The organism is bacterium (genome assembly GCA_030018315.1).
Lineage (GTDB): Bacteria > Hydrothermota > UBA3073 > JACQXS01 > JAGMCI01 > JASEGA01.
Map to the genome: position 1 here is coordinate 1 of JASEGA010000012.1, position 11606 is coordinate 11606.

The following is an 11606-nucleotide window of genomic DNA, read 5'->3' on the forward strand; positions in this document are numbered from 1 at the left end:
TTCTTGGCTTTATTACCCCATTTATTCCTTTATTTGCTAATATTAAGTGATTAGTCTTACTATCGTATCCTGCATCAAGCAATGCACGTTTTATCTTGCCGTAATTTTCTCCATCCTCGATTATCTTGGGTAGTTCCTTGCCATCACTTATTTCTTCAGGTGTAACAGAACATGCCACTATTTGATGGGTCATAATATTCACCCCTATATGTAGCTTTACAAATTTTCTCCTCTTACCTTTGTATTTGCTTATTCTATATTCTCCCCTATTACTTGTTTTTAGCCCAGATGCATCCAGAGCAATACTCTGCTCTTCTTCCCATCCTTGATAGACATCAAATCTATATTCTGATTGTTTAAAACGTACTTCTGAAGTCGTGTAATCAGGTGCTTGGGTAGCTTGAGGAATAAATACTATTAGTTTTCGCGCTATTCCTTCAAGTGTTCTGTAATCGGTTTTAAAAGCAGTTAAGTTTGCCATTTATTATTCCCTCCTCCTATAAAAGCATAATGCAAATAGGAGAGGTTTTCAATATTTTTGGACTGATAATTTGTGGATATAAAAATATTTATTCAACAAAGCAAAAAAACTTGACAAAGTTTTAACAAAGTAATATCATGTTAGCCTCTTTTTGTAACAAATTATATTATACAATAGAGAGGAGATCAAATGAAAACAGGAGGTGATAGCATTTTTATTGGTGCTTATAGATTCTTGGTAGGTAAGTATCTATAGAATGCTAAACAGCCTCGAACAGGTGAGGAGGTGCAAAATTATAATATAAGAGATTAGCCACAGGCTGTAGCAGAAAGGAGGTGAGAAAGATAAAAGGGCTTATTGGGTGTGTAGCGATTGGGTTGATGATGGTATGGATTGTTGATAGTGAAGGAGCAAGACCTTTTGCGACAGATGATGCCGGAACTGTTGAAAATACTGGTTATGAATTAGAGTTTGGGTGTAACTTTTGGAAAAAAGTTGATGTAGTTGATATTAGTTTTAAACATGGGGCTACAGAAAAGATGGATATTGGGGTAGGATTTGGATATACTTTTGAGTCTAAAGATTTCACAGGAGCAAAGCTTTGCTTAAAATATGCGATTATACCTGATTTATTTTCAGTCTCTATCAATAATGAATTTGGTAATCCAGATTATTCTCTTAATGGTATTTTTGCTCGTTCTTTGGGACCTATTGAGGTAGATGCCAATTTTGGTTATTCCACTGAAGAGGCTTCGGTCACTTATGGTGTAGCATTGATATCTTGTAAGGAAAAGTTTGATTTAGGAAGTGAGATACTGAGCGACAAAAAATGGCTTATTGGGATAAGATGTAGATTGCTTGAAAAAGTTGCCATTGATTTAGGGCTTTCAGGTAATTTTGAGATGAAAGAAAATATTAGCACAGTCGGTTTACATTATGAATTTTAAATGAAAATCAAGACGGTGTTGGCATTGGGGAAGAAGGGGGTAAACTATGTATCATTCTATAATCCTATTGCCTAAAGGAGCAGCATTATTTTTATTTTATGGCGTTGGTTTAATAGGGATATGCTATACTATACCACTTTTTACATCTATAGTTAGCTCTTTAATTTGGCGTAAAAAGAAAACTGTTAAAACTTGGCGACTTAATCTACTACTTTATGGAGGAGCCACATTTGGAGTAATAGACCACCTTTGGAACAGAGAACTATTTCTCATGTCTGAAAACCCATGGAAGGACTTAGCATTAGGAGTTGTAATCACTGTTGCTGTATTTATTCTTTGGGGAATAATTTCTGCTATCAGTAAAAAAATAGCCGTTCTTCAAGAAGAGAAAGTGTAGTAATATTTAAAAGTCTCTCAATGCCAACACGTATTTTATCTGTTGTAAGATTGCTTCGCTAACGCTCGCAATGACTTCCTTACTTAAAAACTTGATTTTATTGACAGATGTATTTTACCTTCCATAAATGGAGCTCCTTTTGCAAGCCCGTAAGCAACCGTTATCAGCCCCAAAGGTGAGTCTATAGGAATCCCTACTCCATAACTATGCTTTATATTTCCGTCTATATATCCAATATCATAAAATAGGAAGACAAAAGACTTTCTGTCAACAAATTTACGGAGTTCAAAATTTATCCACCCTACTTTATTGCCACTAAATTCCTCTTCCCAATAGCCACGAAGTGTACGTGCACCACCAAGTTTAAACTTATCGTAAATTGGGACCTCTTTTTTAAATATTTTTCCATAATTAGCTGATAAAAATAAAAGGATTGATGGATGTATTGATAAGTAATTGTCAAAATTAAACTTAAGTTTTTCTAAACTATTAAAATTATACTCAGTCTTTATCCGATAATGGACACCCGACCTCGTCTGAGTATCAAAATCCATTCCTAATATTCCTCGGTATTCCTCATAGTGGTCAACCCAATTACCACTTATACCGCTGTTGATCGTAAGAGATGAAGTTATTGGGCTCTCAAGCAAAAGTTCAACCCAATCCTTTATATAAGTAGTATCCTCTTTACAATGTGAACCACTTGCATTTAGATTAACTCTGTAGCCAAATAGCCAAGGCTCTTTATACCCAAACTCAATTAATGTTGAAAACTTATGAGGCTGTTCAAATCTTACAAAAATAGCTCTCCCAGTCCCAAGCAAGTTGAGGATTTCAAGGTCAATAACCCCAATAAGTCTTTTTTCTCTGTAACCGACAATTCCATCTACATGGTTTACAGGTCTCTCTTTCACTATGACTTCAAGTTCATCCTTACCAACAAGATTTATCCCTTCTAATTCAATAAATTTAAGTCTTTGAGGTCGCGTCTCAGCTTTATGGATAGCGTCTCCACAAAAAATATCACCCTGCTTAATGTTTAACTCCCTTAAAATTACATAATCCCTTGTCACTTTATTTCCTTTGACTATAATATTATTTATCCTCACAAGCGGCCCCTCATCAATACACAGTTCAAAATTTACAGAGTCAACAATAAGTTCAAAGTTGTATGATTTTATCTTACAGAATGGATAACCTATATCTTCGTACTTTTTAATAATTGTTTCCATATCCTCTGTAAAATTGGATTCACTGAAAATCTCTCCGGGCCTGGTTTTGATTAGTTGCAAAATTTCATAATCTTTAAATACTTTATTTCCACTAAGTTTAATTCGACCTGTTTTAAATTTTGGTCCCTCTTCAATTAAAATTGTATCGCCTTCTATCTTCACAGTTGCCTGAATGAACCCATATGTCTTGTATAGATTAAGTAAGTTTTCAGGTGATTCTTTTAAAGCTTTTAAAATGAGTTTTGAAGAAATGTGTGTATTTCCAATTATGACAGGATTACTTAATATAAAGGTAAAAAATATCCACATTAAAATTTGATTTCTGTATCTTGGATTTCTTTGTTACTCTAAAAACAGATACTGCTTCCACCTACTATCTGGGATTGTAATAAGGTTATGCACAATAAAAAAGAAATGCGGTCTTTTTGGAGATCGTATTAGTTTCATTCTTACCTCTTCTATGGTCATATCTCTTTTTTTATTGTTACATTTAATACAAGCACAGACAAGGTTTTCCCATGAATCTTCACCACCAAGTCTTTTTGGTATAACATGGTCAGTTGTCATAGGTACACCTTTAGCCCCACAATATTGACAAGTATAATTATCACGCTTCAAAATATTACGTTTTGTTAATGGCAAATTAGGTCTTTTTACATGTACGAAATAAAGTAGCCTTAAGACACTTGGGGCAATAAATGAAGTACTTACCGTATGGACCTCAAATGGATATGGCTCAACTATCTCAGCCTTTCCAAGGTAAATAAGACAGACAGCCCTTTTGATGTGTGTTATTGATAATGGTTCGTAATTCTGATTTAAGACAAGGCATATTTTATTTAATGACGCCACCATTTTTCTTCCTTTGCACGTTTTATTTTAGAATTAGCACTTTCAATAGCTTTTTTCGCATCCCCTACTAAACTTTGGTCTTCTCCTTTAGTCGCAAGTTTGTATTCAGCAATTGCCTGACTATAGTTTGATATAGAAGCATCGTATTCTTTACTTTCAAATAATTTATCTCCTTTCTTAACCCAAATAGTACCAGCAAGATAGTGAAGTAGCTGGTATTCAGGATTTATTCGCTTTGCAGTTCCTAATAGTTCGTTTGCTTTATCTAAATTTCCCAATTCTATATAAAGGTTTATTAAATAGCAATATGAAACAATATTCATTGTATCTATTGAAATAGCTTCCTTATACACTTTGATTGCACTTGAATAGTCTTTTAATCCCTCATACGTTAGCCCTAGTTTTAGTCTGTTCGTAATATCTGATGGTGCGCGTTTTGTAATATATTCAAATTCTCCTCTTGCCTCATTGTACATATTCATAGCAAGATATGCACACCCAAGTTGTGTCCTTACATCCAAATCGTCCGGGTGGGCAGCAAGTAAGGCTTTAAGCTCTAATATCGCCTTTTCGCACTCTCCACTCTCTACATATGCTTTTGCAAGGTTATACCTTATACTCTCATTTTTAGGGTCAAACTTTAATGCCTGCTTATAGTTCTCAATTGAGGTTGGGATATTACCCATTTTTTCATAAACATACCCTATCCCATACCAAGCATCTGCATACGATGAATCAATTTTTAACGCTTCCCTATACTCTGATAAGGCATCTTCATATTTTCCATACTCAGTATAACATTTCCCTAATGCGTAGCGACCCTGAAGTGGTGCAATTTCTATCAATTTTTTACAAACACGTTCCACCTCACCATAATCATTTTTACCCTTGTAAGCTAAACTAAGACCCACATAAGCATCAACATAAGAAGTACTTTCCTCAATTGCAAGCTCAAAATTCTTGATTGCATCATCGTACATTTTATTTTTGAGATACTCATATCCAAAACTGTAATGTTTTTTGGGCTCCGAAACCTCCGGTCTCTTAACTCCCGGCTTTTGCTCAATTTCTGGATGTGGAGTACAACTTATTATTAAAAGCCATAAGCTACACACTATACCATTTTTGAACTTTGAACTTTGAACTTTGAACTTTTCCATTATACTCCCTTCTTTGCAATAGGGGGCCGATCTGTAAGCCATGTCTGGCCTGTATCTTTTGCTCTTACTTTTATAAAATAATTACTCGTAGAATCAGAAGTAGTATAAATTGGTTGATAAGAGAATACCTCTGTAATTTTATCCCACTGATTTTGGACAGTTACTTCACACTTTATAGAAGTACGAGCTTTATTATTAACTTTTGCCTCAAGTACAAACTCTTTCTCAGGGTCTCTTGTTTTATACATAATACTATTAGCACCACCTGAGAACCATTCTAATACAGCTGGCCAACGGTCTATACGCTCACCACTCATTGTTGTTTCTATAAAATAAGGGTGAATAAGTGAGTCAATTTGTACACCTTGATTTGGAAATCTTCCATTCTCTTTTCTATAGTCCCTCAATGCATTTGCCATCCGATGCAAAGTTGATTGTGCCTGAACAATCGTAGCTGCTTCACTTATACTCTTCCTTTTCTCCTCAAATAATGAAATAAGAGCCAATACTTTTTCGATATCCTTCTGTACAGTCAAGAGGAAATCACTGTAATTACTTGCAGATTCAAGCTCACGATAAGAATTAACCAATTTTTGTAGGTTAAGTACTAAGGAAGTGTCCTCGCTGGTTTCTTTAAGAGCTGTAATTTCGCCTTCAGGAGAATAAAGTTCTACTACCTTTTTTGGTTTCTTTCCAATAAGCTCTACTTTATACCATTCAAATGTATTTCTTATATTTTGTAAATGTTCTTTCTCATTTTCTTTCACTTTGGGCAGTATTGAGTCTATAGTCCCTATGATTTGGGTTCCTAATAAAAGTAAAGAATCCTGTTTTAGCGATTTTAATTCTTGTAGTCTCAAATCATTAATTAAAGTGTACATTTTTTGTATATCTGGTAATATTGAGGTAGCTTGTTGTGGTTTACCCTTAAGCTCTTTTTCATAAAGGTTGATTACCTCTTGAACATGAGCAAATACTGTTTCAATCTTCTCTTCTTTAATTCTTGCACATCCTGACAATGCACTCCTTATTTGAGCTAAATTGTTTTCAGCACCCATGAGAATGGCAGTTTGCTTTGCTACTTCTCTGCCTTCAGAATAAGACAATTTAGAGAGGTACGGAGCGAGTTTGACTTTCAAATCGCTTCCATTGCAAGGATATGAGTTACGGTCTAATTTATATTCCTCAATTGCATTCCTAATCCTTCTGAGTTCACGAGCTGCCTGTTTGACTTTAGCAATATCTGAAAACCCTCCACCTCCTTGGCATCCAAGTCCAATTAAAACCGGGATTAAAAATTTCAATCTTTGCATTTTACCTCCAATGGAGGTGACGGGATTTGAACCCGTGACCTTCTGGCTGCCAGCCAGACGCTCTCCCAACTGAGCTACACCCCCAAATTAATAGTGGAAACCATACTGTTAAATTTTAAAAGCATAAGTTAGACTTGTCAAGTTTTTTCTTGACAACCCTTAACATGTAGATTAATCTAATAAGAGGAGGAATTATGGAATTGAAAATTGAAAGAGATGTTTTAACCAATCTTTTAAGTAAAGTACACCCAATTATTCCTGGTAAAAGCACAATGCCTGCTTTATCAAATGTTCTTGTAGAAGCAAGAGAGGAAAGGGTTTATATAACTGCTACAGACCTTGAAACTTCTGTCACTGCAATAGGGGGGGCTATCATTTCAAGAGAAGGAGAAATTTCTCTTAATGGTAAAAATTTATATAATCTTGTAAAAGAACTACCATCTGTTACCCTTGAGTTCAGAGTAGATAATCTTATAAGTACCATTCAATATGAAAAAGGCAGGTTTACAATGACTGGTATTCCAAAAGATGAATTCCCCAAATTACTTACTGTTGGTGGTGAGAGAAAAATTCACATCCCTTATGAAGTTCTTCAGAGAGCAATTGATAAAACTTTATTTGCAGCTTCTACAGGTGATATCGGTGGAGTACTTAGTGGTGGATTAATTGATTTATCTCAAGAAGAGGCTAGAGTTGTAGCCACTGATGGGCATAGATTAGGCTTGTTTAAAATTGCAACGAAACTCGGTAAAATTGCACACCTCCTTATTCCGAGCAATGTATTAAAAGAGTTAGCATGGTTTTCATCAGGGATAGATATTGTTTTTGATGAAAACAGGGTTGGCTTTTATTCAGAAGATATGATAGTTGTATCTAGATTAATGGAGGGAGAATATCCACCTTATGAGACAGCTATTCCAAAAGATAACGATAAATTGCTCGTTGTTTCAAAAGACGAATTTATATCTGCTTTAAGAAGAGTTGTTGTTTTTGCTCCTGAGATAAGTCGACTCGTAAAACTTAAGCCTAACCCATCCAGTCTATCTATAGAAACTGCGAGTGAAATTGGTGAAGCAAAAGAAGAAATTCCATGTAAGTATGAAGGGGGTGAACTCGAGATAGGTTATAATGGGAATTATCTCTCCTCCATACTTAGTAAAATAGATGCAGTTGATGTGCACTTCCTTCTCAAAGATCCTATCTCAGCAGCACTTATAACACCAGCGGTCCAAAAAGAGGGTGAAGAAATCGTCTATCTCCTAATGCCTATAAGATTGGAATAACTACCCTATTGAGATTTAAGTTCGTTACCTTGGTATTTCTTATAGACCAAGTCACAAAGTTAGTCTCAATGCTTTTATCTACAAAGTTCCAATTTGATGGATTTGGCTTCTCTTACTGTAAGAGTGAAGGCTATCTTTTTGGCATTTTTATGCTTATCCCGTATCGTAGATGGCTACTTATCTTGCTTATGCTTAGTGCCCTATTTATAATACAACTTTTCTTTAGATTTTACTGGCTCAGATTCAGGAGCAACTCTTTAACTTATCTTTCATTCTCATTTATTGTTGGTGGGTTCATTGGCAATTTTTTTGATTGTATCCTATTTAAATATGTAAGGGACTTCATCATTATTCCATTATTTAAGTCAACAAATTTAGCTGACTGTTTTATCGCTACAGGACTTGTCCTTATTTTAATTGAATTATTGATAAACAAAAAATTTAAGGAACTCTTGTTTAAATTAAAACCGTTAAAATATGAGATTGAGCTACTGTCGCCAATTTTTCGTATTCCTATACAAGATTTCAAAAAACTACTTAGTAAGTTAAGGCACAAATTTAGCTGATTTACACAAGGTATCAAATCCTTTCTTGCCGCAAGTAAACAGTAAGTCAACAACAGACAGGTTTGAGATAAATTCACCCCAAAGCTGAGGATATGGGGGAGGGTTGAAATTGTAATACTTCAAATTAATACCAGCCTTTTTAAACTTCTCGTAGTCTAAATACTTCTTGCCTACTGAGCCAGAAAGGTAAGTATCTGCGGATAGAGTTTTACATATCTCAATTAAAAGTTCTGTCCCTTTTGCAGCGACTCCAAGCTCTGAACTACAAATAACTTTTGTCCCAATCTCAAGCCAATTAGTGAGCTTCTTTATCATTTCTAAATTTAAATCCAACAGGTTTACCCAATTTTTTTCATAAATATGCTTAAAAAAGTCTATATAATTATCAAAATATGGGGCATTAGAATAAAAGTGAATCATACTCAAAATATGCGACCTTTTCCAGTTATGCGTATTATCAATCTTTACATCTCGTATTTTCTGTAATCCAAGTCCTTTCTTTTTAACAGGCACTGTAAGCCATAGTTGGCCACTCGGGCTCTTAATTCTATTTCTATTCACCCATGATGTACCCCTTGGAAATTGGACTGAGTCAAGAAATACAAAGATATCTGAGACTCTCATTTTATAAAAGTATCCATACCATGGTATATAATTTGGCTGATGGCAAGCTACTATCATATAACCCAGATTATGCGTTAATCTGGAAAATTTCAAATTACAAAATCCAAAATCCAAAATAAATCCCAATCTCCAAATCCAAAAAATCTGAAGCTTTGCACCTAAAAAGTGAAAAATTGGTATTTATTGGGATTTGGAATTTTTCTTCACGCATTATTTGGGTATAATATAGGAACGCATATAAAAGATGCAAATTTAGAATTATCTTTCAGGCAATAGTAATACAGGTACCGACAGTTTTACTCCCATACTTTTAATCAAAGAACTACCAAAATCTGCCCCAGTCACAATGAAGGACGGTTTTATCCTTTGTATCCGCTCAATTACACCTTCAGGAATTGTCACATCATCAACTATAAGTCTGGTATAGATTGATTGTGATTTAAATACATCTTCTAAAGAATATAGACTCATCCAAGCCTTACTTGTAATTTCTTCACGCACTTCTCTTCTCTTTCTTCCCTCATTTTGCGAAATTGAGCTCACTAAATTTGGGTCAATAGGTGCAAAAAGGATAACACGTGCATTCCAATTCTTACTAAAATTGACTAAAAATTCTAATGCACTGGTTGGATATTCTTTATCGGAAAGTATAAAAAGAATCCTGTTTATCATTTTTCCCGATTTTATCGGAATATCATGGAAATAGGTTTATCTGGACGATAAGCATAACCATAATGAAAAGTATTGATACTACTATCACAGGTAGCCCGTACTTGAACCATTGAATAAATCTAATATATCTACCTTCCCTCTCTTCGTATATTGATAGGGCAACCATATTAGCACTTGAGCCAATCATTGTAAGATTACCACCAAAACAGCCACCAAATAGGAGTGCCCACCACAATATCCCTGAGTGTAGTAGTCCAATTGCACTCAAATCTTTAACAATTGGCACCATTGCCGCAATTATAGGGAGGTTGTCAACAAACCCTGATGCAATTGCTGAAAACCATAAAAGAAGAGTGAAAGCAACAGCTGTATGTGCAACATCTGGACTTAAGAAAGGAATTTGTATCCGCTGCGATACTCCTGAAAGTAGGAAAGCAAGTTTTTGTGTCACCCCTGTATATTCAAGGCACGCTGCCTTAGCAAATAGAAACATAAAGAAAATAATCGTCCACCAGTCAACTCCTTCAATTAAGAATGTTTTACCCTTTTCTTTCTCCATAAAAATAATAACACCAACAAAAAATAAAGGAACAGCAACAATTAAGGTTGTCTCTCTGAGGCCTAAAATTCTCTCTGATTGTCCATGAAAAGCGATGAATATAATGATGAGTATAAAAATTATAATAGAGAGACGAAATTTTTGTCTATCCATCACTCCTTCCCATTCATTAAGCTTAGTAATCTTTGCTTCTGTTTTGGCTGGAATCTGCTTTCTAAAAATTAAAAGAGTAAAGCAGGCTATAATTAGTGCAGAAATAATAGAAAGTGGAGTAGCCCACCTTAAAAAGTCACCAAATGTAAGTCTACCAGCAAAAGCAATATAGATACCAATTGGATTACCAATAAGGGTGAGGGCTGACCCAATATTTGTAGCAAATACAAGACCAAGAATAAATGGAAATGGGTTAATTCCAAGAATTGAAGTCGCAGTAATTGCAAGCGTCACAGTTACTATTATACCGCTAACCTCGCCAGTGAGACCACCGAGAACTACTGAAAGAAGAAGTAATGTAATATAAAGCTTACGAGGATTAGTACCCACTCTCTTTATTACCCATGTAACTGTAAATTTAAAAACACCATTATGTTCAAGATAAGCGACAATTGTCATCAGTGATATAATAAAAAGAATAGTAGGTATACTCATAAATCTGACCGTTGTCTCAATGTCCATTACTCCGGTAAAGAGTAAAATACCAAGTCCAATTGCTGCAATTGCAACCCGGAATCTCCAAAATAGCAGTGTTCCAATCACTGTAGCAAAGAACACAGTAAATGCAATTATCTGCTTATTCACCCATGTTGGCTCATTAAATTTAATGTAGCCAAGTTCAATTGCTGTCTTTGTTTCTGGAATCTTTATTCTTGGCCAGAAGAACAAAGAAAAAAGTAATATACCTATTACGACACCAAAAAAGTAGAAGTATTGCCGATTTCTGTAGAAAGTGCTTGCCATTCTTGGATGGATGAAGGCATGGATTATATCAGCACCTGACCTTGCTTGTAAAATTTTGTCTCTTGCCAATTTATCACGAAGTACTGTTGCCACCTTAGCAATAACTTTAAGATATTCATCCCGATAATCTTTGCCAGATAACACAAAGACTGCAATCTTAACAGGCTCACCATCAATAGCTTCCCAGTCTATTCCATCTCTTATACGGGCAATCGCAATTATAGGACGGCTAACTTCATCAATGAAAATATGAGGAAGTGCAACTCCATAACCAATCCCAGTAGACCCCTTTTCTTCACGATTTTTCAACTCTATTATCGCTTTATCTATATCCTTTACAATTCCCTTTTTCTTAAGTGCATTGATAACAAAAGAAAAAACTGCCTCACGATTCCTTGCTTGTGGTAAGTCAAAGAAGAGATTACTTGATAAATGTTCCTCAATACGAACCATTAGGATATCAAAAATTAAAAATCACCCTGAATCAAGTTCAGGGTCAAAATTATGCACAGCATCCTGGGGACATATCAAAATGCAAAAATAGTTGGTTAGTTGGACAGTTT

Annotated in this window: 12 protein-coding genes and 1 tRNA gene; 4 read left to right on the plus strand and 9 right to left on the minus strand. The window is 35.0% G+C overall.

Annotation, left to right across the window (positions count from 1 at the left end; genetic code table 11):
• The coding region (locus tag QMD71_05100) for a transposase (protein MDI6840208.1) at positions 1-481 on the minus strand (481 nt) is incomplete at its 3' end.
• A 335-nt stretch (positions 482-816) separates the two neighbouring features.
• Between QMD71_05100 and QMD71_05105 the strand changes: the two genes are divergently transcribed.
• Both QMD71_05105 and QMD71_05110 read left to right on the plus strand, forming a co-directional pair.
• Positions 817-1428 (plus strand): hypothetical protein, encoded by a 612-nt coding sequence (locus QMD71_05105; GenBank protein MDI6840209.1) that lies wholly within the window; start codon positions 817-819, stop codon positions 1426-1428.
• 46 nt (positions 1429-1474) lie between these two features.
• Positions 1475-1825: a hypothetical protein gene (locus QMD71_05110; protein MDI6840210.1), complete on the plus strand. Its 351-nt coding sequence runs from the start codon at positions 1475-1477 to the stop codon at positions 1823-1825.
• Between the two features lie 83 nt (positions 1826-1908).
• On the opposite strand, the gene QMD71_05115 is transcribed toward QMD71_05110, so the two are convergent.
• The 5 genes from QMD71_05115 to QMD71_05135 form a co-directional block, all read right to left on the minus strand.
• Complete coding sequence (locus tag QMD71_05115) at positions 1909-3366, minus strand: POTRA domain-containing protein (protein MDI6840211.1); 1458 nt, start codon at positions 3364-3366, stop codon at positions 1909-1911.
• Positions 3367-3399: 33 nt separating this feature from the next.
• A complete protein-coding gene (locus tag QMD71_05120; protein ID MDI6840212.1) occupies positions 3400-3912 on the minus strand; it encodes an HNH endonuclease in 513 nt (170 codons plus the stop codon).
• Complete coding sequence (locus tag QMD71_05125) at positions 3897-5069, minus strand: tetratricopeptide repeat protein (protein MDI6840213.1); 1173 nt, start codon at positions 5067-5069, stop codon at positions 3897-3899. The genes QMD71_05120 and QMD71_05125 overlap by 16 nt, the downstream gene beginning before the upstream one ends.
• Entirely contained in the window at positions 5069-6382 is a 1314-nt protein-coding gene (locus QMD71_05130; protein ID MDI6840214.1) for a hypothetical protein, read from the minus strand. The genes QMD71_05125 and QMD71_05130 overlap by 1 nt, the downstream gene beginning before the upstream one ends.
• 11 nt (positions 6383-6393) lie before the next feature.
• Positions 6394-6466, minus strand: a tRNA-Ala gene (locus tag QMD71_05135).
• A 110-nt stretch (positions 6467-6576) separates the two neighbouring features.
• On the opposite strand from QMD71_05135, the gene dnaN reads away from it, so the two are divergent.
• Positions 6577-7665, plus strand: a complete 1089-nt coding sequence (dnaN, locus tag QMD71_05140; GenBank protein ID MDI6840215.1) for a DNA polymerase III subunit beta — start codon at positions 6577-6579, stop codon at positions 7663-7665.
• Positions 7666-7673: 8 nt separating this feature from the next.
• Positions 7674-8231: a signal peptidase II gene (locus QMD71_05145; GenBank protein MDI6840216.1), complete on the plus strand. Its 558-nt coding sequence runs from the start codon at positions 7674-7676 to the stop codon at positions 8229-8231.
• Here QMD71_05145 and QMD71_05150 read toward each other — a convergent pair.
• From QMD71_05150 to QMD71_05160, 3 genes are all read right to left on the minus strand, one after another.
• Complete coding sequence (locus QMD71_05150; GenBank protein MDI6840217.1) at positions 8211-8912, minus strand: WbqC family protein; 702 nt, start codon at positions 8910-8912, stop codon at positions 8211-8213. The two genes, QMD71_05145 and QMD71_05150, sit on opposite strands and share 21 nt — an antisense overlap.
• A 201-nt stretch (positions 8913-9113) precedes the next feature.
• Complete coding sequence (locus QMD71_05155) at positions 9114-9527, minus strand: hypothetical protein (protein MDI6840218.1); 414 nt, start codon at positions 9525-9527, stop codon at positions 9114-9116.
• A gap of 22 nt (positions 9528-9549) precedes the next feature.
• Positions 9550-11496, minus strand: coding sequence for an SLC13 family permease (locus QMD71_05160; GenBank protein MDI6840219.1), 1947 nt, complete (start codon positions 11494-11496; stop codon positions 9550-9552).
• Between the last annotated feature and the right edge of the window lie 110 nt (positions 11497-11606).

Coding starts and splice junctions, on each gene's coding strand:
- QMD71_05110 (MDI6840210.1), top strand. CDS start 1,475: ATGTATCATTCTATAATCCTATTGCCTAAAGGAGCAGCATTATTTTTA.
- QMD71_05115 (MDI6840211.1), bottom strand. CDS start 3,366: ATGTGGATATTTTTTACCTTTATATTAAGTAATCCTGTCATAATTGGA.
- QMD71_05120 (MDI6840212.1), bottom strand. CDS start 3,912: ATGGTGGCGTCATTAAATAAAATATGCCTTGTCTTAAATCAGAATTAC.
- QMD71_05125 (MDI6840213.1), bottom strand. CDS start 5,069: ATGGAAAAGTTCAAAGTTCAAAGTTCAAAGTTCAAAAATGGTATAGTG.
- QMD71_05130 (MDI6840214.1), bottom strand. CDS start 6,382: ATGCAAAGATTGAAATTTTTAATCCCGGTTTTAATTGGACTTGGATGC.
- dnaN (MDI6840215.1), top strand. CDS start 6,577: ATGGAATTGAAAATTGAAAGAGATGTTTTAACCAATCTTTTAAGTAAA.
- QMD71_05150 (MDI6840217.1), bottom strand. CDS start 8,912: ATGATAGTAGCTTGCCATCAGCCAAATTATATACCATGGTATGGATAC.
- QMD71_05155 (MDI6840218.1), bottom strand. CDS start 9,527: ATGATAAACAGGATTCTTTTTATACTTTCCGATAAAGAATATCCAACC.
- QMD71_05160 (MDI6840219.1), bottom strand. CDS start 11,496: ATGGTTCGTATTGAGGAACATTTATCAAGTAATCTCTTCTTTGACTTA.